Source organism: Streptomyces sp. NBC_00557 (genome assembly GCF_036345995.1).
Classification (GTDB): domain Bacteria; phylum Actinomycetota; class Actinomycetes; order Streptomycetales; family Streptomycetaceae; genus Streptomyces.
This window is the reverse complement of sequence record NZ_CP107796.1, coordinates 4,976,731-5,003,492: the sequence shown is the minus strand read 5'-3', so window position 1 is coordinate 5,003,492 and position 26,762 is coordinate 4,976,731. Positions and strand designations below refer to the sequence as shown.

At 73.0% G+C, this 26,762-nt stretch carries 19 protein-coding genes; 9 read left to right on the top strand and 10 right to left on the bottom strand.

The features are described from left to right. Positions 1 to 26: 26 nt before the first annotated feature. From smpB to ftsE, 4 genes are all read right to left on the bottom strand, one after another. A complete protein-coding gene (gene smpB, locus OG956_RS21755) occupies positions 27 to 506 on the bottom strand; it encodes an SsrA-binding protein SmpB (protein ID WP_330339659.1) in 480 nt (159 codons plus the stop codon). A gap of 56 nt (positions 507 to 562) precedes the next feature. Continuing rightward, positions 563 to 1,750 carry a S41 family peptidase gene (locus OG956_RS21750; protein WP_330339658.1) on the bottom strand — a complete coding sequence of 396 codons (1,188 nt, stop codon included), beginning with the start codon at positions 1,748 to 1,750 and terminating at the stop codon, positions 563 to 565. A gap of 68 nt (positions 1,751 to 1,818) precedes the next feature. Beyond that, positions 1,819 to 2,736 (bottom strand): permease-like cell division protein FtsX, encoded by a 918-nt coding sequence (gene ftsX, locus OG956_RS21745; protein WP_330339657.1) that lies wholly within the window; start codon positions 2,734 to 2,736, stop codon positions 1,819 to 1,821. 34 nt (positions 2,737 to 2,770) lie between these two features. Further along, entirely contained in the window at positions 2,771 to 3,460 is a 690-nt protein-coding gene (gene ftsE, locus OG956_RS21740) for a cell division ATP-binding protein FtsE (RefSeq protein WP_330339656.1), read from the bottom strand. A 236-nt stretch (positions 3,461 to 3,696) separates the two neighbouring features. On the opposite strand from ftsE, the gene OG956_RS21735 reads away from it, so the two are divergent. Continuing rightward, on the top strand, positions 3,697 to 3,888 hold the full coding sequence (locus tag OG956_RS21735) for a hypothetical protein (protein ID WP_023550109.1): 192 nt from the start codon (positions 3,697 to 3,699) through the stop codon (positions 3,886 to 3,888). 93 nt (positions 3,889 to 3,981) lie between these two features. Here the strand turns inward: OG956_RS21735 and OG956_RS21730 are convergent, their stop codons facing one another. The 4 genes from OG956_RS21730 to OG956_RS21715 form a co-directional block, all read right to left on the bottom strand. After that, complete coding sequence (locus OG956_RS21730) at positions 3,982 to 4,854, bottom strand: hypothetical protein (RefSeq protein WP_330339655.1); 873 nt, start codon at positions 4,852 to 4,854, stop codon at positions 3,982 to 3,984. A gap of 308 nt (positions 4,855 to 5,162) precedes the next feature. Beyond that, positions 5,163 to 6,269, bottom strand: a complete 1,107-nt coding sequence (gene prfB, locus OG956_RS21725; RefSeq protein ID WP_330339654.1) for a peptide chain release factor 2 — start codon at positions 6,267 to 6,269, stop codon at positions 5,163 to 5,165. A gap of 72 nt (positions 6,270 to 6,341) precedes the next feature. Continuing rightward, positions 6,342 to 7,565 carry a serine/threonine-protein kinase gene (locus OG956_RS21720; RefSeq protein ID WP_330339653.1) on the bottom strand — a complete coding sequence of 408 codons (1,224 nt, stop codon included), beginning with the start codon at positions 7,563 to 7,565 and terminating at the stop codon, positions 6,342 to 6,344. Between the two features lie 121 nt (positions 7,566 to 7,686). After that, entirely contained in the window at positions 7,687 to 9,351 is a 1,665-nt protein-coding gene (locus OG956_RS21715) for a serine/threonine-protein kinase (protein ID WP_330339652.1), read from the bottom strand. Positions 9,352 to 9,686: 335 nt separating this feature from the next. Between OG956_RS21715 and OG956_RS21710 the strand changes: the two genes are divergently transcribed. The 7 genes from OG956_RS21710 (at position 9,687) to OG956_RS21680 (ending at position 24,097) form a co-directional block, all read left to right on the top strand. Next, positions 9,687 to 13,328, top strand: a complete 3,642-nt coding sequence (locus tag OG956_RS21710) for an FHA domain-containing protein (protein WP_330342909.1) — start codon at positions 9,687 to 9,689, stop codon at positions 13,326 to 13,328. A gap of 167 nt (positions 13,329 to 13,495) precedes the next feature. Next, a complete protein-coding gene (locus tag OG956_RS21705; protein ID WP_330339651.1) occupies positions 13,496 to 14,878 on the top strand; it encodes an ABC transporter substrate-binding protein in 1,383 nt (460 codons plus the stop codon). 73 nt (positions 14,879 to 14,951) lie between these two features. After that, positions 14,952 to 16,232 carry a carbohydrate ABC transporter permease gene (locus tag OG956_RS21700; protein WP_330339650.1) on the top strand — a complete coding sequence of 427 codons (1,281 nt, stop codon included), beginning with the start codon at positions 14,952 to 14,954 and terminating at the stop codon, positions 16,230 to 16,232. Then, entirely contained in the window at positions 16,229 to 17,137 is a 909-nt protein-coding gene (locus tag OG956_RS21695; protein WP_330339649.1) for a carbohydrate ABC transporter permease, read from the top strand. The genes OG956_RS21700 and OG956_RS21695 overlap by 4 nt, the downstream gene beginning before the upstream one ends. Positions 17,138 to 17,300: 163 nt before the next feature. Further along, entirely contained in the window at positions 17,301 to 19,529 is a 2,229-nt protein-coding gene (locus tag OG956_RS21690) for a bifunctional glycosyltransferase/CDP-glycerol:glycerophosphate glycerophosphotransferase (protein ID WP_330339648.1), read from the top strand. 152 nt (positions 19,530 to 19,681) lie between these two features. Then, on the top strand, positions 19,682 to 21,883 hold the full coding sequence (locus OG956_RS21685) for a bifunctional glycosyltransferase/CDP-glycerol:glycerophosphate glycerophosphotransferase (RefSeq protein WP_330339647.1): 2,202 nt from the start codon (positions 19,682 to 19,684) through the stop codon (positions 21,881 to 21,883). A 6-nt stretch (positions 21,884 to 21,889) separates the two neighbouring features. Further along, a complete protein-coding gene (locus tag OG956_RS21680) occupies positions 21,890 to 24,097 on the top strand; it encodes a bifunctional glycosyltransferase/CDP-glycerol:glycerophosphate glycerophosphotransferase (RefSeq protein ID WP_330339646.1) in 2,208 nt (735 codons plus the stop codon). A gap of 58 nt (positions 24,098 to 24,155) precedes the next feature. Here the strand turns inward: OG956_RS21680 and OG956_RS21675 are convergent, their stop codons facing one another. Continuing rightward, a complete protein-coding gene (locus OG956_RS21675; protein ID WP_330339645.1) occupies positions 24,156 to 24,569 on the bottom strand; it encodes an organic hydroperoxide resistance protein in 414 nt (137 codons plus the stop codon). A gap of 82 nt (positions 24,570 to 24,651) precedes the next feature. On the opposite strand from OG956_RS21675, the gene OG956_RS21670 reads away from it, so the two are divergent. Beyond that, entirely contained in the window at positions 24,652 to 25,164 is a 513-nt protein-coding gene (locus OG956_RS21670; RefSeq protein WP_443065588.1) for a MarR family winged helix-turn-helix transcriptional regulator, read from the top strand. On the opposite strand, the gene OG956_RS21665 is transcribed toward OG956_RS21670, so the two are convergent. Next, positions 25,112 to 26,743 carry a glycosyltransferase family 39 protein gene (locus tag OG956_RS21665; protein WP_330339643.1) on the bottom strand — a complete coding sequence of 544 codons (1,632 nt, stop codon included), beginning with the start codon at positions 26,741 to 26,743 and terminating at the stop codon, positions 25,112 to 25,114. The genes OG956_RS21670 and OG956_RS21665 overlap by 53 nt on opposite strands. Positions 26,744 to 26,762: the final 19 nt, after the last annotated feature.

The window sequence follows — 26,762 nt, the reverse complement described above, 5'->3', positions numbered from 1 at the left end:
GGGAGCGGGGCCGAACCGGCGCCGGCTCAGCCGCGCTGCCTGCGCCGGGCCGCCGCCATCGCCCGGTCCGCCTCGCGCCGGTCCTGCTTCTCCCGCAGGGTCTGCCGCTTGTCGTACTCCTTCTTGCCCTTCGCCAGCGCGATCTCGATCTTGGCCCGGCCGTCCTTGAAGTACAGGGCGAGCGGCACGATGGTGTGGCCCGTCTCCTGGGACTTGGACTCCAGCTTGTCGATCTCCGCGCGGTGCAGCAGCAGCTTGCGCTTGCGGCGGGCGCTGTGGTTGGTCCAGGTGCCCTGGCTGTACTCGGGGACGTGCACGTTGTGCAGCCACGCTTCGTGGTCGCTCAGCTGCACGAAGCCGTCGACCAGCGAGGCCCGCCCCTGGCGCAGTGACTTCACCTCGGTGCCCATGAGGACCAGACCGGCCTCGTAGGTGTCGAGGATGTGGTAGTCGTGCCGCGCCTTCTTGTTCTGCGCGATCAGCTTGCGCCCTTTTTCCTTAGCCATAGTGCCGCCCATTTTCGCACCACACCGGGGGTGTGCGTACAGCCGATTACGCGTGGCTAGGAGGGGTCGCCCAGGCCGGCGAGGACCGTCTCGGCCCGCCGCTCGGCCTCGTCCGGCGCCGCCTCGAGGTCGGGGGTGATGCCCCGGCCGTCGACCGCGTGCCCCAGCGGGGTGCGGTAGTGGCCCACGGTCAGCTCGGCCACCGAGCCGTCGGGCAGGCCGGTCGGCATCTGGATGGAGCCCTTGCCGAAGGTGCGGGAGCCGACGACCACCGCGCGGCCCCGGTCCTGCAGGGCCCCGGTGAGCATCTCGGCCGCGCTCATCGTGCCGCCGTCCACCAGGGTGACCAGGGGCCGGGTGGTGTCGCCGCCGGAGTCGGCGTGCAGGGCGCGCTGGACGCCGTCGACGTCGTAGGTGGCGACCAGGCCGCCGTCGAGGAACGCGGAGGCGGTCTTGACGGCCTCGGTGACCAGCCCGCCGGAGTTTCCGCGCAGGTCGAGCACGATCCCGGCGTCGGCCGGGGCCTGCCGTACGGCGCTGCGGACGGTGTCCCCCGAGCCCTTGGTGAACGCGGCGATCCTGATGATGGTGACCCCGTCCGGCAGCCGGCGCACGGTCACCGAGTCGGTGGACAGCCGGGCCCGGCGCAGCGTCTCGGTCCACGCGCGCGTGCCGCGCTCAAGGCCCAGGGTGACCGTCGTGCCGGCGGCCGCGTCGTCGGCGTCGCCGCGCAGCAGCGAGACCACCTCGGTGACGGGCCGGCCGTCGACCTTGCGGCCGTCGACGCTGCGCAGCCGGTCGCCGGCGCGGATCCCCGCCTCGGCGGCCGGCGAGCCGGGCTGCACCCGGGTCACCTCGATCCGGCCGTCCCGCTCGCGCCGCGCCCACAGGCCGACGCCGGTGTAGCGGCCGTCGAGCGCGTCCTGGAACTCCTGGTACTCGTCCTCCGAATAGACGGCGCCCCAGCGGTCCCCGCTGCGGCTGACGGCCCGCTCGGCCGCCTCCATCGGGGACGTGCCGTCGGCCATCGCCTGGGCGGCGGCCCGCTGCACGTCCTCGTGCCCGGTGGCCGCACCCTTCGGGGCGGGTGCGGCCCTGCGCGCGGACGCCGCCGGTGCGGCGGCGTCGGGTTCCGGGAAGGAGCCGGTGGCGGCGCCGGTGACCAGGACGCCGGCGAAGACCAATGTCAGGGCGGCCCCGCGGCGGAAGCGGCGGGGCGGGCAGAACAGGTCACGACCTGACATGGCGGTGAGTCTAGGACAACGCGAAGGGCCGTACGGCCGGTTGACCGCACGGCCCGTCTTGGCGTGCGTCACACCTTCAGGTACTTGCGCAGAGCGAAGAACGCCGCCAAGGACGGCATCACCACGCTCGTCGCGAGGATCAGCGGCAGCTTGGTCAACACCGCGTCCCACCCGACGAAGTTGATGAGCGTCAGCTTGTGGGACAGGTCCATGCCGTGGTCGATGGTGAAGTACCGGCCGACCACCAGCGCCACACAGGCGAGCCCGCCGCCGATGAGCCCGGCGACCGCGGCCTCGGCGATGAACGGCGCCTGGATGTAGAAGCCCGAGGCGCCGACCAGGCGCATGATCCCGGTCTCGCGCCGGCGGCTGAACGCCGAGACGCGCACGGTGTTGACGATCAGCAGCAGCGCGACGACCAGCATCATCGCCATCACGCCGAGCGCACCCCGGTTCATCAGGTTCAGCAGCTGGAAGAGGTTGTCCAGGATGCCCTTCTGGTCCTGCACGGACTGCACACCGGGCCGTCCGTTGAACGCGGACGCGATCACCTGGTACTTCTGCGGGTCCTTCAGCTTGATCCGGTACGACTCCTGCATCTGGTCCGGCGTGAGCGAGCCGGCCAGCGGGGAGTTGCCGAACTGCTCCTTGTAGTGCTTGTACGCCTGGTCCTGCGACTCGTAGATGACCTTCTCGACGATCTGCATCTTGTGCAGGTCCGAGAGGATCTGGTTCTTCTGGTCCTCGGTGACCGCGCCCTTGGCGCAGTTGACGTCCGAGTCGGCGTCGTGCTTGTTGCACAGGAAGATCGAGACGTTGACCTTGTCGTACCAGTAGCCCTTCATGGTGCTCACCTGGTCGCTCATCAGCAGCGAACCGCCGAACAGCGCCAGGGACAGGGCGACGGAGACGATGACGGCGAAGGTCATCGTCAGATTGCGGCGGAGACCGACACCGATCTCCGACAGGACGAACTGGGCGCGCATGGCGTCTGGTCGAGCCTTTCCGTCGTGAACTTGCTTAGTGCTGGTAGCCGTAGACGCCGCGGGCCTGGTCGCGGACGAGGCGGCCCTTCTCCAGCTCGATGACGCGCTTGCGCATCTGGTCCACGATGTTCTGATCGTGCGTCGCCATGATGACGGTGGTGCCCGTCCGGTTGATGCGGTCGAGCAGCTTCATGATGCCGACGGAGGTCTGCGGGTCGAGGTTGCCGGTGGGCTCGTCGGCGATCAGCAGCTTCGGCCGGTTGACGAACGCCCGCGCGATGGCGACGCGCTGCTGCTCACCACCGGACAGCTCGCCGGGCATGCGGTCCTCCTTGCCGCCGAGGCCGACGAGGTCGAGCACCTGCGGCACGGACTTGCGGATCTCGCCCTTGGACTTGCCGATCACCTCCTGCGCGAAGGCCACGTTCTCCGCGACCGTCTTGTTCGGCAGCAGGCGGAAGTCCTGGAAGACGGTCCCCAGCTGGCGGCGCATCTGCGGCACCTTCCAGTTGGAGAGGCGTGCGAGGTCCTTGCCGAGCACGTGCACCTGGCCGTGGCTGCAGCGCTCCTCGCGGAGGATGAGCCGCAGGAAGGTGGACTTTCCGGAGCCGGAGGACCCCACGAGGAACACGAACTCGCCCTTCTCCACTTCCAGGGAGACATCCCTGAGTGCGGGGCGGGTCTGCTTGGGGTAGACCTTGGAGACGTTGTCGAATCGGATCACGGATGCACCACGGGTCGCCGGGGGTAGATGAGCGTGACCATACGCGAACCGGGTGTGCAAGTGCAGTCGCAGGTCGAGGTTGGGTAAGGCTTGTACGTTTTTGTACCGGCTGCTGTTCTTCCTCGGCTCCCCGGGGGCCCGCGCACGCGCTCCGCGAACCTGGCACAGTGGAGGGGGAACGTTCTCGTTCCCATGAGCGTTGTACGTGTGATGGCCGGTGCAAGGAGGGCGAGCGCATGACGTACGACCGGTTGGTGTGCGCGAACTGCGCGGCGCCCGTGAGCGAGGGCCGGTGCCCGGTGTGCCGTGCCAACCGCGAGCGACTGCAGCAAGAGGGCTTCCTCGGCGGGGTGAACCCGATGGCGCTGATCGCGCTGCTGGCGGTGCTGATCGCCGCGGTGGCGCTGCTGGCGCACCAGACCGCGTAAGAGAAGTCACACAAACCCGTCAGGGCCCGGAGCGTCAGGCTCCGGGCCCTTGCGCGTGCACGTCGTGCGCGCTGCGTCAGCGTACGGCTACGCTCAGGCGGCCGCGCCGCCCCGGCCGCCCGCCAGTCGCGGCAGGACGCGGAAGCCGATGCCGCCGGCGATCATCGTCGCGGCGCCGATGACCAGGAACGCGGTCTGCCCGGCACCGGTCTCGGCGAGCTGCTTGTCCCCGCCCTGGGCCTTGCTGTCGGACCCGGTGTCGGTGAGGGCCGAGGAGCCCTCCTCCTGGGGCGCCGTGCCGCTGCCGCCCTGCGGGTTGTCGTGGTTGCCGCCGGTGCTGGAACCGCCGGTGCCGGAGCCGCCGTTGCCGTTGCCGTTGCCGTTGCCGCCGGTGTTGCCGCCGTTGCCGTTGCCACCGTTGCCGTTGCCGCCGGTGTGGCCGCCGTTGCCGCCGTCACCGGAACCGCCCTCGGTGCTGCCCTGGGTGGAACCCTGGGTCGAGCCCTCGGTGCTGCCCTGGGTCGAACCCTGGGTGCTGCCCTGGGTGGAACCCTCGGTCGAGCCCTGGGTCGAACCCTGGATCGCGCCCTCGGTGGAGCCCTGGATCGCGCCCTCGGTGGCCCCGAGGGACGTGCCCTGGGTCTCACCCTGGGTGTCGCCCTCGGTGGTGCCCTGGGTGTCACCCTGGGTCGAGCCCTGGGTGTCGCCTTCGGTCGACCCCTGGGTGGAGCCCTGGGTCGTCCCCTCGGTCACGCCCAGAGTGGCGCCCTGGATGTCACCCTCGGTCGTCCCCTGCGTCGTGCCGTCGGTGTCGTTGCCGTCCGTGGTGACACCGAGGCTGATCGGACCGGCCTTGACATCGAGGTCCAGGGCGGAGGCCGCGCCGGCTGCGGTCAGTGACGCACCGGCCGCGATCACGGCGCCGGCGGCTATCCGCGCGACCCGGATCCGCGTCTTCTTCGTCATATGGTTGCTACCCCCAGTAGCTGATCGTCCATGAGGCGGCGCATGGGGCGTGCCGTGATCGACGGGAGGCAGCCGGTGACGAAGCGCGTCAACTCATTCCCCCGGTTCACATGCGCCCCTGAAGTTACGCATGCCGCGCTTAACCCTTCCGATTTTTCAAAGCAACGTCAAGGCCGTTGCGGGCGCTATGTCCACTCGGGAGCCGTATGCGGCGAGTTGAAGCGTGTGAGTGTGATGTAAAACCCAGACATAAGACAACTGCCGCCTCTCGGGCGGCAGTTGTCATGTCGACAAAGTCACTTCTGCGGTTACTTCTCCTGCTGCTTGCGCCAGCGAATACCGGCCTCCAGGAACCCGTCGATCTCGCCGTTGAACACGGCCTCCGGGTTGCCCACTTCGTACTCGGTGCGCAGGTCCTTGACCATCTGGTACGGGTGCAGCACGTAGGAGCGCATCTGGTTGCCCCAGGAGTTGCCGCCGTCGCCCTTGAGGGCGTCCATCTTGGCCTGCTCCTCCTGCCGGCGGCGCTCCAGCAGCTTGGCCTGGAGGACGTTCATCGCGGTGGCCTTGTTCTGGATCTGCGACCGCTCGTTCTGGCAGGAGACCACGATGCCGGTGGGGATGTGGGTGATGCGCACCGCGGAGTCGGTGGTGTTCACGCCCTGGCCGCCGGGACCGGAGGAGCGGTAGACGTCGATGCGCAGGTCGGACTCGTCGATCTCGACGTGGTCGGACTGCTCGACGACGGGGAGCACCTCCACACCCGCGAAGGAGGTCTGGCGGCGGCCCTGGTTGTCGAAGGGCGAGATGCGCACGAGGCGGTGCGTGCCCTGCTCGACGGAGAGGGTGCCGTAGGCGTACGGCGCCTGGACGGCGAAGGTGGTCGACTTGATGCCGGCCTCTTCGGCGTACGACGTCTCGATCAGCTCCGTCTTGTAGCCGCGCTGCTCGGCCCAGCGCAGGTACATGCGCTGGAGCTTCTCGGCGAAGTCGGCGGCGTCGACGCCGCCGGCCTCGGCGCGGATGTTGACGAGCGCCTCACGCGAGTCGTACTCACCGCTGAGGAGCGTGCGGACCTCCATCTCGTCCAGCGCCTTCTTCACCGCGGCCAGCTCGGACTCGGCCTCGGCACGGGTGTCCGGGTCGTTCTCCTCCTCGGCCATCTCGAAGAGGACCGCGAGATCGTCGATCCGGCCGCGCAGCGCCTCCGCCTTCCTGACCTCGGCCTGGAGGTGGGAGAGCTTGCTGGTGATCTTCTGCGCCTCGTCCGGGTTGTCCCACAGGGACGGCGCGGCCGCCTGCTCCTCGAGCACGGCGATGTCTGCCCTCATCTTGTCGAGGTCCAGGACGGCCTCGATCGACTCCATGGTCGAGGAGAGGGACTTCAGCTCTTCGGATACATCGACGACTGCCACGCCTCCCAGCGTAACGGCTGTGGCAACCGACCTCGGCCGAGCGTCCCCGCCGCCTCGCCCGCCCCGGGCGGGTCAGGGGGTCGACGTGCTGTGGGTGCCGGACGGCGTCCCGGAGTCGTCGTCCGCCGACACCCACCACGCCCCGACGCCCACGACGGCCGCCACGACCAGTCCGGCCGCGCCCAGGGTCAGCCTGCGCCGCCGCAGCGCCGCCCGGTGCCTCGCCGAGCCCGGCCGGGGCGCACCGGCGGCCCGGGGGGCGCGAGCCGTCCCGTGGGCGCCGCCCGCCAGCTCGTCCGGTCCCGGTACGCGCATCGACGTGTGCGTGTCGCGGTTGGAGTCCGGCTTGGCGCCGGGGACGAGCGGGACCGCGCCCCGCCGCCGCAGCGGCTCGCCGCCCGGGGCGGGGGGCGCCGGCTCCTGTGCCGCCTCCTCGGACGGCTCCGGCTCGTCGACGTCCAGCGGCGGCATCCCGGCCAGCGTCGGCAGCTGCTCGCGCAGCCGCGCCGCCAGCTCCGAGGCGCGCAGCCGGGACGCGGGCGCCTTGGCCAGGCACTGCACGATCAGCTGCCACAGCTCCTCGGGGATGCCGGGCAGGGGTACGACGGTCTCGGTGACGTGGCGGCGCAGCACCGCGCCGGGGTGACCCCCGCCGAACGGGGTGAAGCCGGCCAGCAGCTCGTACAGGACCGTCGCCAGGGCGTAGATGTCCACGGCCGCGCGGGGCGGCAGGCCCTCGACGATCTCCGGGGCCAGGTAGTCCGGCGTGCCGATGATCTTCGTGGCGCGCGTCCGCTTCGGCGAGTCGATGAGCTTGGCCACGCCGAAGTCGGTGAGCAGGGCGGGGTGCGAGCCGCCGGGGCCGAGCGGGCCCTGCATGTCCAGGAGGACGTTCTCGGGCTTGACGTCCCGGTGGACGACCCCGGCCGCGTGGGCCGCCGCCAGCGCGTCGGCGATGTCCGCGACGATCGCGACGGCCGCCTCGGGGGCGAGCCGCCGCTCGCGCTCCAGCCGGGTGCGCAGGTCGGTGCCGCGCACCAGGTCCATGACGAGGGCGAGGTCGTTGCCGTCGACCACCAGGTCGCGCACGGTGACGATGTGCGGGTGCTCCAGGCCGAGCAGCGCGGTGCGCTCCTGCACGAAGCGTCCGACGAGCTCCTGGTCGGAGGCGAGGTCCTCGCGCAGCATCTTGATGGCGACGGGCCCGTCCGGCCCCTCGCCCAGCCACACCGTGCCGGCGCTGCCCCGACCCAGGATCTGGTTCGCGGTGTACCGGCTGCCGATCTTCCGTGCCAAGACTGCTCCTACAGACGCGCGTTGTCGCGTGGTGCCGCCAAAACTACGCGTCCGACGAGCCAACCTTCACCGCGGAGACGGAAATCACCCGCCGGATGTCGACAAATCCGCAAACTCGCGGTCAGTTCCCGCCGCCGGAGGAGCCGCCGAGATCCTTGATCCACTTGCTGGCCCGGCCGACCCAGTGGCTCACCTCGTGCCAGTAGCCGCGGCCCTGGCCGATCCAGGTGTGCACCGGTGTCAGCTCGTAGATCAGCCAGCTCGCCACGACCAGGATGACGATCGTGAACAGGCAGCCCTTCAGGCAGCCGAGACCCGGGATCTTCATCGGGTTGGCGCTGCGCTGCCGCGGCTCTCGCGCGGGCCGCTGCGGCTCCGGCGCGGGCGGCGCGTACCGCTGCGGACGCCGCGGGGGCGCGTACTGCTGGGGCTCGGGCGCATAGCCGTACCCCTGCTGGTAGCCCTGCTGACGGCCGCGCGGCTGCGGCTGCTGCGGGCGGGACTGCGGGGCCTGCCGCGGCTGCTGCTGCGGCCGGGCCACCTGCCGCTGGGGCCGGTGGCGCAGCGGGTCGTCCTCCGGCGAGAGGTACTGGATCTGCGTCTGCTCGTTGCGGTCGCGGGCCGCGCGCAGCTGGGTCTGCCAGGGGTGCGGCTGTTCGGGCTGCTGCCCCTGCGGGCCGGTGTTCGGCAGCACCGCGGTCGGGTCCGCCGCGCCCGTGTTCGGCAGGACGGCGGTGGGGTCGGCGGCACCCGCGGGGCCGCCGGTGTGCGGCAGCACGCTGGTCGCGGCGTTCGGGTCGTACGCCCCCGCGGAGCCCTGCGGCAGCACCTGGGTGGGGTCGGCGGCGCCGGGCACGCCCGGTACGGCGGTCGGGGCCGGGTCCGGGGCCAGCAGCGCTCCCACGCCCTCGGCGGCGGCGATCTGCGCGGCGTTCGCGTGCACGCCGACGCCCTCGGCGACGACCCTCAGGGCGCGCGCGAGGTTCTCGGCGCTCGGCCGTTCGTCGGGGTTCTTGCGCAGGCAGCGCTCTATGACCGTCCACAGCGGGTCCGGGACGGTGGAGGGGCGGCGCGGCTCGGCGCTCAGGTGCTGGTGCAGGACCTCGAGGGCCGAGCCGCCCGAGAACGGCGGGTGGCCGGTGACCAGCTCGTACAGCAGGATGCCGGCGCCGTAGATGTCCACGGCGGAGGTCTGCGGGCGGCCCTCGGCGGACTCCGGCGCCACGTACGCGGGCGTGCCGACGAACTCCTGGGTGCGGGTCAGGCCCGGGGAGTCGGCGAGCCGGGCGATGCCGAAGTCGGTCAGCATCGGGTGCATCTGGCCGTCGTGCTGCATGAGCAGCACGTTCGCGGGCTTCAGGTCCCGGTGGACCACCCCGTCGGCGTGGCTCGCGGCGAGCGCGTCGGCGATCTGCGCGGTCATCAGCGCGGCGGCGACCGGCGACAGCGGGCCGTTCTCGCGCAGGTAGCGGTGCAGGTCGGGGCCGTCGACGAGGTCCATGACCAGCGCCAGCAGATCGCCCTCGACGACCAGGTCGCGCACCCGGACGATGTTGGGGTGGGTGAGGCGGAGCAGGACCGAGCGCTCGCGCAGGAAGCGCATCACGATGTCCGGGTCGCTCGCCAGCTCCTCCTTGAGGACCTTGATCGCGACCGTCTCGCCGGGCTGTCCGGGCACGGCCGCCTCGGCGCCCGCGGTCTCGCGCTGGCGGGCACGCCAGACGGTGCCTGTGGCGCCGCGTCCCAGCGGCTCCTCAAGCAGGTACTTGCTGCCGACTGGCCGCACGTCACGCGCTCCCTGCTGCTTGCTGATGCTTGCTTGCCTGCATTCCGGTTGTCGTTCCGGTTCCGGTCCACTGTAGTGCCGCCCTCCAGGGCACTACGCAAACGTTCCCGACCCTGTTCGACGTGTTCGACGGAAAGACGCGCGGGCCGGTCCGCCGGTTGCCGGGGAGCGGACGTGACCGATCTCAACTGATCGTTCGTACGGCACTGGTCAGGCACTTTTGCGGGCAGAGCCGACCAATCAAGATCACTTGACGCCGGGTGGCGGGCGTGTTGTCAGTGGCAGGTGCGAGGATGCCTTGCAGTACTGACCGACGTGCTCGTGTTGGGGTGGGGATGCAGATCCGGCTGACCGTCGTAGACCCGCTGGGCCCGGCTCCGCAGCGGGGCCGCGCCGCGAGCCGCGACGTGCTGGTCACGGCGCCCGCGGGCACGGACCTGGCCGCGGTCGCGTCGGCGCTGGCCGGGGCGGTCGCCGGGGAGGGCCGCGACTCCGGATCCCCCGTGCTGTACGCCGGCGCCGAGCGGCTGGACCCGCGCCGCTGCACCCTCGGCGAGCCCCCGCTGATCGACGGCGCCGTGCTGTCTTTGGGCACCCCGGCGGCTCCCGAGCCGCACCCCGAGCTGGACGAGGCGCCGACCCAGCTGCATGTCGTCGCGGGCCCGGACGCGGGCGGGGTCCATCTGCTGCACGGCGGCCGGATCACCGTGGGCCGCTCGGCCGACGCGGACGTGCCGCTGGACGACCCCGACGTGTCCCGGCTGCACTGCGCGGTCACCGTCGACGCGGACGGCCGCGTCTCGGTCGCCGACCTCGGCTCCACGAACGGTACGGCGCTGGACGGGACGCGGGTCGGCGAGCGTCCGGTGCGGGTCCCTGCCGGGGGGCTGCTGCGGATCGGCGAGTCGGCGCTGCGGGTTACTCCGTCCGGGGGACCGGGGGCGCGAGTGCGGACCGTCGCCGACGGGGAGGGCTGCGTTCGGGTTGTCGCCGGGGGGCGTTCGGAGGCGGAGGCGGTCGCGGCTGCCGGTGCCGGGGCGTCTTCTGGTGCGGGGGCGTTCGCGGACGCGGGTGCCGGGACGTCCTCGGGTGCGGGTGCGTTGGGGGGCGTCCGGCCTTCGGCCGGGGCCGGGTTCCCACCCGCACAGCACGGTTACGGGGCCGGTGGGTGGGGGACCTCCGGCAGCGGGGGGCAGGAGCATCGGCGGCAGGACGCGGCCGTGGTGCCGGAACAGGCCGGGGCGCCGCGGATCGAGAGCGCGCCCGGCCCCTCCGGCGGAGACACGCACGCGGGGCGGCTCGGTGTCGGCGGGACCGGCGGACAGCCGCTGGGCACCGGCCGTAAGGGCACTCCCGTCCGAGGCGTCGACACCCCCCAGGGAACCCGGCGGCGGGGCCTCGGCGCGTGGGCGCGCCGGCTGACCGGCGGACGCGGGGAGCAGCCCGCCGCACCCGAGACGTACGGCGGCCCCGCGGCCCCCACAGGCGTCGCCCCGGCCGCCCGCACCGTGCCGCAGCAGCCCGAGACCTGGCCGGATCCCGCCTCTCTGCTGCTGACGGCGCTCGGCCCCGGCCCCCGGCTGTGGGAGCGCGGGCCCGGTCACCCGGAGGCGCTGACCGTGCGGCTCGGCACGGCCGACCGCAGCGCCCCGGACGGCTCCGGCCTGCTGCCCGCGGTGCCCGTGACGACCGCGCTACGCGAGGCGGGCGCGCTGGGCCTGGCCGGTCCGCGCCCCCGGCTGTCCGGACTGGCCCGCGCGGTGCTGGCCCAGCTGGCCGCGCTGCACTCCCCCGACCTGCTGGAGATCGTGCTGATCAGCGCCGACCGCTCCCGTCCCGTGGAGGAGCGCACGGCCGAGTGGGCCTGGCTGGGCTGGCTCCCGCACGTCCGGCCGGGGCACGGCCAGGACTGCAGGCTGCTGCTGGCCTACGACCGCGAGCAGGCGGCGGCCCGTACGGAGGAGCTGCTGCGCCGGGTCGACGACCACGCGACGACCGGTGCAAGCACGGCCCGCCCCGCCTCAGCCCCCCTCCCGGCCGCCAACCCCAGGAACGGCACCGCCACGCCCGGCACCGCCACGGGCACGCCCCGCCAGGACGCCGGTCCGGAGGGCACGGCCTCCGGCCACCACCTCGGCGCCCCTTCACCTGCGCCCGCGGCCCTGACCCAGGCGACCGCCGAGTGGGACTCCCCCACCCAGGCGACCCGTTCCGGCCATCCCGGCACCGGGACCCATGGATCGACCGGGACCAATGGATCGGTCCCGGGCCACCCCACCCCCCCCGGCGCCTCCGCGCACGGCCAAGCAACCGGCCACCCCGCCCCCGGAACCTCCGGCGCCCACACCCCGAGCGGCACCCGCCCAACGGCCTCCCACCCCGCCCCCGCTCGTCGCCCCTCCTGGGCCAGGGAAGACGCCGGAATCGGCGAGGCCGGCGGGTTCCCGGGGCCGTACACCGTCGTCGTCGTGGACGGTGATCCCGGGGGCGCCGCGCTGCGGGACGCGGTGGCGCGGCTGGCCGTGGCCGGGCCGCGGGCCGGGATCCATGTGGTGTGTCTCGCCGAGACCGAGCCCGCCTCCCCCGCCTCCCCGGTGTCGCTGACGTACGAGGCCGCGTGCGCGGTGACGCCGACGTTCCGGCACTGCGGTGCCGTCGCGCTGCTCAGCGGCGACGTGGCGACGGCGCTGCGGCTGATGCGGGTGGCGCCGGGCGGCCCCGTCGGCCCGGGGACGCTCGCCGCCGTGGACGCCGTGTCCGGCGCCTGGGCGGAGCGGTTCGCGCGGGCGCTGGCGCCACTGCGCCCGGATGCTCCGGCCGGTGTGCGGGAGCCCCGTCTGGCGGCGCCGCTGCCGCAGTCGGCGCGGCTGCTGGACGAGCTGGGGCTGGCCCGGGCCACCCCGGCGTCGCTGATGGCGCGCTGGGCCGACGCGGCCGACGACACCCGGTCCCTGGGCGGGCGGGCGCGCGCCGTGCTCGGCGCCGGGCCGCGCGGGCCGGTCACCGTCGACCTCGTCGCCGACGGTCCGCATCTGCTGATAGAGGGGCCGGCCGGCAGCGGTCGTACGGAGTTGCTGCGGGCCGTGGTGGCCTCGCTGGCCGCCGCCGAGCGGCCGGACCGGCTGGGCATGGTGCTGATCGACGGCCGGGACGGCGTCGGCGTGGGCGCCGGGCGCACCGAGGGCCTGCACGTGTGCACGGACATACCGCACGTCACCACGCACCTGATCGCCAACGACCCCGTGCGGATGCGGGAGTTCGCCCAGTCGCTGACCGCCGAGCTGAAGCGGCGGGCGGAGCTGCTGGGCCGGACGGACTTCGCACAGTGGCACGCGGGGCGTGCGGTGGCGGGGCGGATCGTGGCGCAGCGCACGCCCGCGAACGGCGACCTGGAGGCGCCGCCCAGCTCCACCCTGCGGCTGCGGCCGGGCGCGGCCGCGCGGCAGCAGGCCGAGGCGGCGCCGCCGTTGCCGCGGCTCGTGGTCGTCGTCGACGACCTGGACGCGCTGGTCTCGCCCCCGCTGGGCTCGCCGGGCCGGCCCGCCGCCGGTTCGGTGATGCGCGCGCTGGAGGCGGTGGCCCGGGAGGGCGAGGGGCTCGGGGTGCATGTGGTGGCGGCTGCCGGGACCGGGGGCCGTACGGCGGAGACGGAGCCGGCACGGCGGGCGGCCCTGCGCATCGCGCTGGACGCTCCCCGGCAGGGGCCGGACGAACCGGCGGCGGGGCGTGGCCGGCTGGTGTACGCGGACGGCCGGGCCGTCGGTTTCCAGGGCGGCCGGGTCACGGGCCGCATCCCGCGGACCGCGACCCAGCGGCCCACGGTGGTCCCGCTGGACTGGCAGCGCATGGGCGATCCGCCGGCCCGCCGGCCCGTGCGGGAGCTGGGCAACGGACCCACGGACCTGGCCCTGCTGGCGAGCGCGCTGGAGCGGGCGGCGCGCGAGGTGTCCGCGGCCCGGCTTCCGTCCCTTCTCTAGCCGGGTCTCCCGTCGGGGACCAGCCGCATGCCTTCCCGGTCACGAGCGGGTCACGATGCGCCGCTGGACAGCGCAGGCGCTCTTGCCCACCATGAACGGCCCGGCGTAGACCGGAGCGCACGGGACAGAGTTCTGACGTTCAACGAAGAACGAAGAACGGGGAAGTGATGCACGGAAAGAGCAGCACCATCCGGACGAGCAGGGCCGTCACGACACTCGCCGCACTGCTCGCGGGAGCCCTGGCGCTCACCGCGTGCTCCAGCGGGGACAACGGCAAGAAGAGCAACGGGGACAAAAGCGAGCCGTCCCAGACGGGTTCGACCGTCAGCCTGCCGAAGCTGAACGGCGCCAGCCTGGAGATCGCCGCCGTCTGGACCGGTCAGGAGCAGAAGAACTTCAAGCAGGTCCTGGCCGAGTTCACCCGGCGCACCGGCGCGAAGGTCACCTTCGTGCCCGCCCAGGACCCGATCATCAACTTCCTCGGTTCGAAGATCGCGGGCGGCCAGCCGCCGGACGTGGCCATGCTGCCGCAGCCCGGCGCCATCAAGCAGGCCGTGCAGCGCAAGTGGGCCAAGCCGCTCGGCCCGGAGGCCGTGAAGGAGTTGCAGAAGAACTACTCGCAGGGCTGGCAGGACATCGGCAAGGTCGACGGCAAGCAGTACGGCGTCTACTACAAGGCCGCCAACAAGTCGCTGATCTGGTACAACGCCAAGGTGTTCGCGAACGCGGGCGCCAAGGAGCCGAAGACCTGGAAGGACCTGCTGACCACGTCGCAGGCGGTGTACGACTCGGGTGTCACACCGTTCTCGGTGGCCGGCGCGGACGGCTGGCCGCTGACGGACTGGTTCGAGAACGTCTACCTGTCCCAGGCGGGGCCGCAGAAGTACGACGAGCTGGCCCAGCACAAGATCAAGTGGACGGATCCGTCGGTCAAGCAGGCGCTGACGACCCTCGCGCAGATCTGGGGCAAGAAGGACTATCTCGCGGGCGGCCAGAACGGCGCGCTGCAGACGGAGTTCCCGGCCTCGGTCACCCAGACCTTCAACGGCGGCGACCAGCCGAAGTCCGCAATGGTCTACGAGGGCGACTTCGCCCAGGTCAACATCGGTGAGACCAAGGCGAAGATCGGCACGGACGCGAAGGTGTTCCCGTTCCCGGCGGTCGGCGCCACCGCGCCCGTGGTCTCCGGCGGTGACGCGGCGGTGATCCTGAAGGACTCCAAGGCGGCCCAGGCCCTGGTCACCTTCCTCGCCTCCCCGGACGCGGCGACGATCCAGGCGAAGCTCGGCGGCTATCTGTCGCCGAACAAGAACGTGCCGGTCTCGGCGTATCCGAACGCGGTGCAGCAGAAGATCGCCAAGGCGCTGATCGCGTCCGGCGACGACTTCCGCTTCGACATGTCCGACCAGGCGCCGCAGGCCTTCGGCGGCACCCCGGGCAAGGGCGAGTGGAAGGACCTGCAGGACTTCCTGAAGAACCCCACGGACGTCGCGGGCACCCAGGCGAAGCTGGAGAAGGACGCGGCGGCCGCGTACGGAAGCGGGAGCTGAGCCGGCGATGGCGTCGGCGGCAACGGCGGCCGGGGCCCCACCGGGCCCCGCCGCGCCCCGCAGTCGCAAGAGCGTGACCGGCACCCGCAAGGCGGTGGCAGCGCTGTTCCTGCTGCCCGCCCTGGTGCTGCTCGGCGCGCTCGTGGTCTACCCGATCGGGTACTCGGTCGTCCGCAGCTTCTACGACGCGAACGGCGACGGTTTCTCCGGAGTCGACAACTACAAGACGCTCTTCACGGACGACGGCATCCGCACCGCCCTGAAGAACAACGTCATCTGGGTGGTGTTCGCGCCCACGGTCTCCACCGCGCTCGGTCTGATCTTCGCGGTGCTGACCGAACGGGTGCGCTGGGGGACGGCGTTCAAGCTGGTCGTCTTCATGCCGATGGCGATCTCGATGCTGGCGGCCGGGATCATCTTCCGGCTGGTGTACGACCAGGACCCGAACAAGGGCGTGGCGAACGCGGTGTGGGTGGGCGTGCACGACACCTTCGCGCAGTCGTCGGCGTTCCCGAAGGCCCACCCGGGCCGCGAGTCGCCGCTCGTCCCGCAGGCCGGCGGCTTCATCACGAAGGCCCCGGTGCACGCGGGGCAGCCGGTCACGCTGCCCCTCGTCGGCGTCGCCCCGGACCAGATGCCGGACGGCGCGAAGAAGGCCGCGGCGGCCAAGCCGGAGCCGGGGAGGATCACCGGCACCACCTGGCAGGACTTCACGCGCGGCAAGGGCGTGGGCCGGCTCGGCGCGCCCGACCCGTCCGAGCTGGGGTACGCCGGGATGCGGATCGAGGCCGTGAAGGACGGCAAGGTGGTCGCCTCGGCCAAGGCGTCCGGGGACGGCACGTTCACGCTGCCCGCCTCGGCCGACGGGGCCCGGCTGCGGCTTCCGGCGAGCAACTTCCGGGAGCCGTACAACGGGGTCGAGTGGCTCGGCCCGTCGCTGGTCACCCCGGCGGTCATCGGGGCGTACGTGTGGATGTGGGCGGGCTTCGCGATGGTGCTGATCGCGGCCGGGCTCGCGGGCGTGCCCCGGGAGCTGCTGGAGGCGGCGCGGGTGGACGGCGCCAACGAGTGGCAGGTGTTCCGCAAGGTCACCGTGCCGCTGCTGGCCCCGGTCCTCGCGGTCGTCACCGTCACGCTGATGATCAACGTGCTGAAGGTGTTCGACCTCGTCTACATCATCGCCCCGGGCTCCTCCCAGGACGACGCGAACGTGCTGGCGCTGGAGCTGTACCGCAAGGGCTTCGCCGAGAACCAGCCGGGCGTCGCCAGCGCCATCGCCGTCCTGCTGCTGGTCCTGGTGATCCCGGTGATGCTGTTCAACATCCGTCGGCTGAGGCGGGAGGTCAGGCGATGACGGTGGCCGCCGGGAGTGTCACGAAGGCCGGGCCGGTGCGGACGGTGAAGGCGCGGCAGTCGGTCGGGGCGAAGATCGCCGAGAAGCTGAGCGGCGGGCTGGTCCGCGTCTTCCTGATCGTGGTCGGCCTGTTCTGGCTGGTGCCGACGATCGGTCTGCTCGTCTCCTCGCTGCGGGCGCCCGAGGACATGAGCGCGAGCGGCTGGTGGAAGGTGTTCTCCAGGCCGTCCCAGCTGACGTTCGAGAGCTATCGCAAGCTGCTGGAGAACGGCGACATCACCCATTCCCTGTGGAACACCGTGCTGATCACGGTCCCGGCGACGGTCCTGGTCGTCGTGGTCGGCTCCCTCGCGGGCTACGCGTTCGCGTGGATGGAGTTCCCGGGCCGGGACTGGTGGTTCCTGGGCGTGGTGAGCCTGCTGGTGGTGCCGGTGCAGGTGGCACTGATCCCGATCGCCGAACTGTTCGGCAAGATCGGCCTGTTCGGGACGATCCTCGGGGTGATCCTGTTCCACACGGGTTTCGGTCTGCCGTTCGCGGTGTTCCTGCTGCGGAACTTCTTCGCGGAGATCCCGCGCGAGCTGCTGGAGGCGGCCCGGCTGGACGGCGCCGGTGAACTGCGGCTGTTCGCGCGGGTGGTGATGCCGCTCGGCGGCCCGGCGATCGCGAGCCTCGGCATCTTCCAGTTCCTGTGGGTGTGGAACGACATGCTGGTCGCGCTGGTGTTCACCAAGTCGGGCACCCAGCCGATCACGGTCGCGCTGCAGACGCAGGTCCGGCAGTTCGGCAACAACATCGACGTGCTGGCGCCCGGCGCGTTCATCTCCATGGTGATCCCGCTGGCCGTGTTCTTCGCGTTCCAGCGGCAGTTCGTGTCCGGAGTGATGGCGGGCGCGGTCAAGTAGCCGCTCTCCACAGGGGGCGGGCCCGCGGGCGGGTCCGCCCCTCGCCGTTCACCGGCCGTCGTCCTGGCGTCCCCCACATGCCGTACGAACCGTAACCAATTCACTCCATCGGCCGTTTCCGGTCAGAACCCCCGCGCCTACCGACGACCCATGGATGCCCGCCTTGCCCAGGTTCAGTGTCATTGTCCCCGCGTACAAGGTCCAGGCGTATCTCTCCGAGTGCCTGGACTCGGTGCTGACGCAGTCGTACCCCGATCTGGAACTGATCGCCGTGGACGACTGCTCGCCGGACGCCTGCGGGGAGATCATCGAGGAGTACGCGGCCCGCGACGCGCGCGTGCGGCCCGTGCACCTGGCCGAGAACCAGGGGCTCGGCCGGGCCAGGAACGCGGGCATCGCCCAGGCGACCGGTGACTATCTGCTCTTCCTGGACAGCGACGACACGCTCGCCCCGGGCGCGCTGCGCGCGATCGCCGACCGGATCAAGGAGTCCGGCGAGCCGGACGTGCTGGTGTACGACTACGCGCGCACGTACTGGGACGGCCGGTCGGTGCGCAACCAGCTCACCGGCCCGCTGACCGAGCAGGGCCCGGCGCCCTTCCGCCTGCGGGACCGGCCGGAACTGCTGCGGCTGCTGATGGTGGCCTGGAACAAGGCCTGCCGGCGGGAGTTCGTCGAACGCCACGGCTTCGCCTTCCCGCCGGGCTACTACGAGGACACCCCGTGGACGTTCCCGGTGCTGATGGCGGCGGAGTCGATCGCCACCCTGGACCGGGTGTGCGTGCACTACCGGCAGCGCCGGCAGGGCAACATCCTCGGCACCACCAGCCGCAGGCACTTCGACCTCTTCGAGCAGTACGACCGGGTGTTCGCCTACGTCGACGCGCGTCCGGAACTGTCCTGCTGGCGCCCGGAGTTGTTCCGCCGCATGATCGACCACTACGCGACGGTGTTCACCAGGAGGGGCCGGCTGCCGCGCGGCAGCCACGGCGAGTTCCTGCGCCGGGCCCGCGCCCACTACCGCCGCCATCATGCCCCCGGCGCCCGGATGCGGCGCCGGAACATCCTGGTCCGCTTCGGTCTGCACCGCACGTTCCGCGCCCTCCGGCTGGCCTCGGCCGTGCGCCGGCGCACGCTGAAGGCGGCGGTGCGGCTGGCCCGCGCCCTGCGCACCGGTGTGCTGCGGCTGCACTACCGGATCCAGCTGCGGCTGCCCGTCCGCGCCGACCGGGCGGTGTTCGCCTCGGGCGCGGGCCGGGGCCACGGCGGCGACCCGGGCGCCCTGGAGGAGGCGTTCCGCACCCACGCCCCGCACATCCGCACCGCCTGGATCGCCCGCCCCGAGCACGAGCACACGGTGCCGCCCGGCCCGCGCCGGCTGCGCCCCGGCACTGCCGCCTGCTGGACGGCGCTGGCCCGCGCCAAGTACCTGGTCACCGACGACGTCCTGGAGACGGGGCTGCGCAAGCGGCGCGGGCAGATCCTGGTCCGGGCCCAGCAGGGCACGCCGCTGGGGCACACGGGCCTGGACCTGCAGGAGCGCCCGGCGGCGGCCCGCGGCACCGACTTCGCCGGGCTGCTGCGCGGCGTGGACCAGTGGGACGTCGTACTGTCCGGCAACCGGCACGCGACGCTCGTCTGGGAGCGGGTCTTCCCGGGCCGGTACCGCACGCTGGAGTACGGCTCGCCGCGCAACGACGTGTTCCAGCGGGCCACGTCGGCGGACGTGACCCGGCTGCGCGAGTCGCTCGGTGTCCCGCCGGGCGCGGTCGCGGTCCTGTACGCGCCGGCCCGCCGGGACCATGTGCGCACCCAGCGCCCGCCGCTGGACCTGGAGCGGATCGCGCGCCGGCTCGGCCCCCGCTTCGTGATCCTGGCCCGCACCCACGGCGAGCGGTGCCCCGAGGGCCCCCGGATCATCGACGTCCGCGACCACCCGAGCGTGCAGGCCCTGTGCCTGGCCTCGGACGCCCTGCTCACCGACTACCACCCGATCATGTTCGACTACGCGGGTCTGGACCGGCCGATCGTGGTGCACACCGGCGACTGGGAGGTGTACCGGGCGGCCAGCGGCGCCTACGTCGACCTGCCCGCCTTCCCGCCGGGCGCGGTCGGGCACAGCGAGGACGAGCTGATCGACATCTTCGCGACCGGCCAATGGCGCGGCTCGCGCTCGGCCCAGCTGCGGGCGGTGTTCCGGGAGCGGTTCTGCCCCCACGACGACGGACGCGCCGCCGAGCGGGTCGTACGGCATGTGGTGCTGGGCGAGACGGAGCCGCTGCCGGTGATCCCGCTCGCCGAGCGCAAGCCGGTGCCGTCGGCCTGCGCCGGGTCACCGCCGGCCACCGTGCCGCAACCTTCCGGTGCCCTGACCGTCACCGAGGGGTGCTGAACGGCGTTGGCCCTTCCGGGAGTTCGCGCGCTCCTCGGCTCGACCCGGCCCGTCCCGAGCCGGCCGCCCGTCCGCCGCCCGGCGGGGCGGCCCGGACGGGCGACAGGTCCCGTCCGCAGGATGCGCGTCCGCAAGACGACAGAAAGGACAGCATGCCCCGCTTCAGCATCATCGTCCCGTCCCACGGGGTCGCCGGCCGGCTGTCCCAGGCGCTGGACTCGGTTCTCGGCCAGTCCTTCGGCGATCTGCAGCTGATCCCGGTCTGCGACGGCCCCGACGCCCCGGCCGCCGAGGTGGCCGCCGGCTTCGCGGCGCGGGACTCCCGGGTGACCGCGGTCCACTCGCCGCCGTCCGCCGGTCTGGGCGGGGCGCGCAACGCGGGGATCCGGGCGGCGACCGGCGTGTATGTGCTGTTCCTCGACGGCGACGACCTGCTGCTGCCGGGCGCGCTCGCGGCGCTGGACGCCCGGCTGGCCGAGACCGCCGACGTGGACGTGCTCTACGTCGAGCACGAGCGCGCCCCCTGGTGGGAGGGCGAGCCGACGAACCCGGCGGCACCGCTGTTCGCCCGCGCCCCCGAGGGCGCCTTCGCCCCGGCCGACCTGCCGGAGCTGACCGGCGTGCAGCTCCCGGCGTGGAGCGCGGTGTACCGCCGTGCCTTTCTCACCGAGCGGGAACTCGCCTTTCCCGACAGTCACTTCACCGACCTGGGCTGGGGCGGGCTGACGACGCTCGCGGCCGGGCGGATCGCGGTGCTGCGCCGGGTCGTCGTACGGCACCGGCTGCGCCGGCAGGGCAGCCGGCTCAATCTGCCGGGGCCGCACCAGCACGAACTGCTCGACCAGGTGGACCTGGTGCTGACGCGGGCCGCCGAGCGGAAACTGCCCGCCGAGCGGACGCGCGCACTCTTCGAGCAGCTGTTCGGCCAGGTGCTGAAGACGGCGTCCCGGCCGGAGCGGCTGCCGTCCGGGCACCGGGCGTTCTTCCGCCGGGCCGCCCGTCTCTACCGGCGTCACCGGCCGGCCGGTTACCGGGCGCCGGGCGGCAGCCTGGGCGTGCAGCACCGGCTGCTGGCGGCCGGCGCCTACAGCGCGTTCCGGGCGCTGCGCGGTGCCAACCGGGTGGCAGTGCACGCTTCCGAGGGCCTGCCCCGCCCGCGCGCGGTGCGCACCCGGCTGCGCTACGCCCGCGACCTGCGCCGCCCCCTCGACGAGAACCTGGCCGTGTACTGCGCCTACTGGGGCCGCGGCTACACCTGCAACCCGGCCGCGATCCACGCCAAGGCCCGGGAACTCGCCCCGCACATCCGCTCGGTGTTCCTGGTGGAGCCCGGCCAGGAGCACGCGATGCCGAAGGACGTGGAGTACGCGGTGATCGGCTCGCGCCGCTACTGGGAGGTGCTGGCCCGCGCCAAGTACCTGGTCAACAATGCCAACTTCGCCGAGGGGATCGTCAAGCGCCCCGGCAGCGTGCATCTGCAGACCCAGCACGGCACCCCGCTGAAGACGATGGGCGTGGACCAGTCGCCGTATCCGGTGGTGGCGGCGCAGTCGGGCAGCTACACCCGGCTGCTCGGCCGCGTCGACCGCTGGGACTTCAACCTCTCCGCCAACCGGCACTCCACGCAGATGTGGGAGCGCGCCTTCCCCGGCTCCTGGGAGGCGCTGGAGTACGGCTATCCGCGCAACGACGTCTACTACACGGCGAGCGCCGAGGACGTGGCCCGCATCCGGCGGGAGCTGGGGGTGCCCGAGGGCGCGACGGCCGTCCTGTACGCGCCCACCCACCGCGACCACCACACCGGCTTCGAGCCCGGCCTCGACCTGGAGGCCTTCTGCGCGGCGGCCGGCGAGGACGTCGTCGTGCTGCTGCGCGCCCACTACTTCTACGACCGGGGGTCCGCGGCGAGTTCCGGCCGGGTCATCGACGTCACCGCGCACCGCTCCTCGGAGGACGTGTGCCTGGCGGCGGACGCGCTGGTCACCGACTACTCCTCGATCATGTTCGACTACGCCAACCTGGACCGGCCGATCGTCGTGTACGCCGACGACTGGGACGTCTACCGGGAGACCCGGGGCGTCTACTTCGATCTGACGGCCGAGCCGCCCGGGCCGGTCGCGCGCACCCCCGAGGAGCTGGCCGCCGTCTTCCGCGACGGCTCGTACGCGGGCGCGGACGCCGCGGCGCTGCGGGCCGCGTTCCGGGAGCGGTTCTGCGAGTTCGACGACGGCCTGGCCGCCGAGCGGGTGGTACGGCGGGTGCTGCTCGGGGAGCCGCCCGAGGCCATCGCACCGGTGGTGCCGCTCGCGCAGCGCGTCCCCGCCCCCGCCGCCGCGACCCTCGTGAGGAGCTGACCCGCCGTGCCCCGCTTCAGTCTGATCGTGCCCTGTTTCAAGGTGCAGGGCTTTCTGCGCGAGTGCCTGGACTCGGTGCTGCTGCAGTCCTTCAACGACTTCGAGCTGATCGCCGTGGACGACCGCTCCCCGGACGGCTGCGGCGCCATCCTCGACGAGTACGCCGGGCGCGACCCCCGGGTGAAGGTGCTGCACCTGCCGGAGAACGTGGGCCTCGGCCGCGCCCGCAACGCCGGGATGCCGCACGCCACCGGCGACTACCTGTTCTTCCTGGACAGCGACGACACCCTCACCCCGGGCGCGCTGCAGGCGATGGCCGACCGTCTCGAGGAGGCCGGGGACCCGGACGTGCTGGTCTTCGACTACGCCCGCACCTACTGGTGGGGCGGCACCCGGCGCAACGCCCTGGCCGAGGTGCTCGCCGAGGCCGGCCCGGGCACCTTCACCGCGGACGAGTTCCCGCGGATCCTGGACCTGCTGATGGTGGTGTGGAACAAGGTCTACCGGCGCGAGTTCGTCGAGGCGGAGGGCTTCGCGTTCCCGCCGGGCTACTACGAGGACACCCCGTGGACCTTCCCGGTCATGCTCAGCGCCGGCCGGATCGCCACGCTGGACCGGATCTGCGTGAACTACCGGCAGCGCCGGCAGGGCAACATCCTGTCCACCACCAGCCGCAAGCACTTCGACATCCACGACCAGTACGACCGGGTTTTCGCGTTCCTTCAGCGGCACCCCGAGCTGGCGCACTGGCGGCCGTACCTGCACCGCAAGATGGGCGAGCACTGCCTGGACATCCTGGCCAAGCCGGACCGGCTGCCGCCCGCCGACAAGGCCGAGTTCTTCCGGCGTACGGCGGAGAAGTTCCGCGCGTACCGGCCCGAGGGCGCCCTGGCCGACGGCGAGGTGGGCCTGCTGGAGGGCTCCTGGACGGGATACCGGATCAGGCGGCGGGCGGCGCGGGCCGGCGCGGAGGCGGCCCGGCTGGCCGGGCTGGCCCGGGGCGCGGCGGCCGCGCGGGCCCGCTCCGGCTGGGCCGGCCTGCACGCGCGCCGCCCGCTCGATCCGGACCTGGTCGTCTACTCGGCGTCCTCGCACCGGGGCATGCTCGGCGACCCGGCCGCCGTGTACGCCAAGGCCCGCCGGATCGCCCCGCAGCTGCGCGGGGTGTGGGTGGTGCGGGACGAGGAGACCGCCGCGCTGCTGCCGTCCGGTGTGGAGCACGTGATCGTGGGCTCCCGGCGCTATCTGGAGGTCACCTCACGGGCGGCGTTCTTCGTCAACGACGTCAACTGGCCGGGCACGCTGGTCAAGCGGCCCGGCAGCGTGCACATCCAGACCCACCAGGGCACCCCGCTGAAGTACATGGGCGCCGATCTGCTGGACAAGCCGGGGGCCCGGCTCGGCTTCGACGTGCCGCAGATGCTGCGCCGGGCCGACCGGTGGGACTACAGCCTGGTCGCCAACCGCCACTCCGAGCTGGTCTGGGAGCGGGCCTACCCCTGCCACTTCACCTCGGTGCGCACGGGCAGCCCGCGCAACGACGTGCTGGTGAACGGCGGCGACAGCGACTTCCGGCGACGGTACGGCATCCCGGAGACGGACACGGTGGTGCTGTACGCGCCGACCCGGCGGGACTACCGCCGTCTCGGGCATGTCGACCGGATCGACCTGGCCCGGTTCGCGGCCGATCTGGGCGAGGGGCACACGCTGGTGGTGCGGCTGCATCCGTCGCTGGCGGCGGGCCCCGCGCGCGGGATGGGACTGGCGGAGCTGTCCCGGCGCGGGATCGTCGTCGACGCGACCGACGAGCCGCGCGCGGAGGAGGTCATGCTCGCGGCGGACGTGCTGGTCACCGACTACTCGGCCGTGATGTTCGACTACGCCAACCTGGACCGGCCGATCGTGGTGCACGCCGACGACTGGCCCGCGTACGCGGCGAGCCGGGGTGCCTACTTCGACATCACGGCCGAGCCGCCGGGCCACGTCTCGCGCTCCTACCGGGAGCTGGTCCGGCTGTTCGCCTCGGGGGCCTGGCGGGACGAGGAGTCGGCGCGGCTGCGGGCGGTGTTCCGGTCCCGGTTCTGCGAGTTCGACGACGGCCGGGCCGCCGAGCGGGTCGTACGGACGCTGCTGCTGGGTGAGCCGCTGACCGGACCGGGCGCGGTACGGATTCCGGGGCAGCAGGCCGGCCGGGACACGCTGGCCTCGGCATAGGGCCACGCGCGCGAGGGTGCCGGCCGGGGCCGGCACCCTCGGAAGGCTTCCCGCGGGCCTACTCGATGACGAGGTCGACGTCGATGTTGCCGCGGGTGGCGTTGGAGTAGGGGCAGACCTGGTGGGCGGTCTCGACCAGCTTGCGGCCGGTCTCCTGGTCCACGGTGTCGGGCAGCTCGATGCGCAGCGTCACCTTCAGCCCGAAGCCCTCGCCCTGCTTGCCGATGCCGACCTCGGCGGTCACGGCCGCGTCGCTGACGTCGACCTTGGCCTGCCGGCCGACCAGGCCCAGGGCGCTGCCGAAGCAGGCGGCGTACCCGGCGGCGAAGAGCTGCTCGGGATTGGTGCCCTCGCCGTTGCCGCCCAGCTCCACCGGCGGGGCCAGCTTGAGGTCGATCCTGCCGTCGGAGGAGACGGCACGACCGTCCCGGCCGTGGGTGGCGGTGGCGACTGCGGTGTAGAGCGCGTCCATGGTGACCCGTCCTTCTCGTTGCGGTGTGCGGTGCGGGCTTGCGAGCACAAGTAGAGCACACAATTAAGTTGTGCACAACTAAATGGCTCGCCAGCGCTACCCTGGACGCATGACCGCCTCGCCCCCTTCCTCCGCCGACGCCGACTGGCTCCGCCTGGACCGCCAGATCTGCTTCTCCCTGCACGCCGCGTCGCGCGCCTTCAACGGCGTCTACCGCGTGATCCTCAAGGACCTCGGGCTCACCTATCCGCAGTACCTGGTGATGCTGGTCCTCTGGGAACAGGGCGACCTGCCCGTCAAGAAGCTCGGCGAGCAGCTGCGGCTCGACTCCGGCACGCTGTCCCCGCTGGTCAAGCGGCTGGAGGCGGCCGGTCTGGTGCACCGGGAGCGCAGCGCGCGGGACGAGCGCTCGGTCCAGGTGCGGCTCACCGAGGAGGGCGCCGCGCTGCGCGAGCGGGCCCTTCAGGTGCCGCGCCGCATCATGGGGGCGACCGGCTTCGACCTGGCGGAGATCGCCGACCTGCGCGAACGCCTCGACCGCCTCACGACCGCCCTGGACGCGGCGGCCCTGACAGCGGAGAGCGAGGCCGGCTGACCGGCCCGGACAGGGGGTCGCGCACATACAGCCGTACGACCAGGCCGCCCCGCCGGACCTCCTTCCGCCCGGTGAAGTCCCGCCGCAGCACGGCGAGTTTGGCCTGCTCGACGGGGTTCGACGGGCGTCGGCGTCCGGCGAGCAGGCCCGGGTCCGCCACGACCCACACCCGGTCAAGCCGCGCCACCCTCCGCCGCACCTCGCCCGGCCCGGCCTCGCGCCCGTACAGGGTCCCCGACCCGGCGGCCCCCTCCACCAGCGCGACGTCCCGCACCCCGCGGAACGCCCCCGGGTAGGCCAGCGCCGCGTTCCGCGCAGGCGCCGGCAGGAACAGCACCGCGTCCCCTTCCGCGGCCTCCCGTGCCACCACCCGGGACACGGCTCCGAGGTCGTCGGGCCGGGTGCCGGGATCCCGATCGGCCCGCAGCACCGGAAGCTGGTGCAGGAATCCGGCGCCGACCGCGAGAACCCCGGCGAGCACGACGAGCCGCGGTCGCACACGACGGCCGCCGAGCGGCAGCCGCCCCGCCATCCCGGCCACGCGCTCCGCCCCCGCCACCACCAGCAACGGCGCCCCGCTCAACGCGTACAGCACATACCGGTTGACGAACAGCGGCGACACCTGCGAGGCCAGCATGAGCACCACCGGCGGCACCACCGTCAACGGCAGGGCCACCCCCACGAGAGTGACATTCCCCCGCCGCCCCACAAGCCCCGGCAGCCCTGCGAACACCAGGCACAGGCACACCGCGTACACCGCCCCGGACGGCCCGAAGAACGCCCGCGCCAACTCCTCCGCGCTGACGGCCGTAGGCCTCCGCAGCCACGCCACCTGCGCCGCCTGCCCCCGGGACACCAGCACCATCGGCACCAGCGAGACCGCGACCCCGCCCGCCGCGCACCCCCAGCCACGCCACGCCCTCGCCCCGGCCCGGGTCAGCGCCAGCGACGCCGCGTGGGCGCACAGCAGCAGCACCGCGAACTCGTGCAGCCAGCAGGTGAGCGCGAGGACGGCGCCGTACGCCGCCCAGGCCCGCGCGCGCGAACCCTCCTCGACGGCCCGGACGAACAGCAGCGTCGCCCCGGTCGCCCCGGCGGCCACCAGGGCGTACGAGCGGCCTTCCTGCGCGTAGTGCCCGGCCATCGGCGTGAGCGCGTACAGCAGCCCGGCCCACAGCCCCGCACGCGGCCGCAGAAGCCGCGTGCCGAGCGCCGCCACCAGCGCGGCCGTCACCGCCGCCGCGCACACCGACGGCAGCCGCAGCGCCACCTCGCCGGGGTGCACGGTCAGGACGGCGTGCACGAGGAGGTAGTACAGGCCGTGCACGGCGTCCACGTCGTGCAGCAGCCGCCAGATCTGCGGCACCGTGCGCCGCCCGACCTGGAAGCTGACGGCCTCGTCGCGCCACATTCCGTTGCGGTCCAGCCCCCGGAGCCCGACCGCGAGCATCACCAGCGCGGGCACGCCCACGGCGACCCGGCGGCGGGCCCGGTCGCCCTCGCCGCGCGCCACGCGCGCCGTGGCGCCGGGCGGCGCGCCGGCCGCCGTCGCGGCCTCCCCACGGGACCTCGGTTTCACAGGTAGCCCGACGTTCACC

Bases quoted from the DNA above. Each gene is read 5' to 3' on its own strand.
- smpB (WP_330339659.1), bottom strand. From the start codon at position 506: ATGGCTAAGGAAAAAGGGCGCAAGCTGATCGCGCAGAACAAGAAGGCG.
- OG956_RS21750 (WP_330339658.1), bottom strand. From the start codon at position 1,750: ATGTCAGGTCGTGACCTGTTCTGCCCGCCCCGCCGCTTCCGCCGCGGG.
- ftsX (WP_330339657.1), bottom strand. From the start codon at position 2,736: ATGCGCGCCCAGTTCGTCCTGTCGGAGATCGGTGTCGGTCTCCGCCGC.
- OG956_RS21735 (WP_023550109.1), top strand. From the start codon at position 3,697: ATGACGTACGACCGGTTGGTGTGCGCGAACTGCGCGGCGCCCGTGAGC.
- OG956_RS21730 (WP_330339655.1), bottom strand. From the start codon at position 4,854: ATGACGAAGAAGACGCGGATCCGGGTCGCGCGGATAGCCGCCGGCGCC.
- OG956_RS21710 (WP_330342909.1), top strand. From the start codon at position 9,687: ATGCAGATCCGGCTGACCGTCGTAGACCCGCTGGGCCCGGCTCCGCAG.
- OG956_RS21705 (WP_330339651.1), top strand. From the start codon at position 13,496: ATGCACGGAAAGAGCAGCACCATCCGGACGAGCAGGGCCGTCACGACA.
- OG956_RS21695 (WP_330339649.1), top strand. From the start codon at position 16,229: ATGACGGTGGCCGCCGGGAGTGTCACGAAGGCCGGGCCGGTGCGGACG.
- OG956_RS21685 (WP_330339647.1), top strand. From the start codon at position 19,682: ATGCCCCGCTTCAGCATCATCGTCCCGTCCCACGGGGTCGCCGGCCGG.
- OG956_RS21675 (WP_330339645.1), bottom strand. From the start codon at position 24,569: ATGGACGCGCTCTACACCGCAGTCGCCACCGCCACCCACGGCCGGGAC.
- OG956_RS21670 (WP_443065588.1), top strand. From the start codon at position 24,652: ATGGCTCGCCAGCGCTACCCTGGACGCATGACCGCCTCGCCCCCTTCC.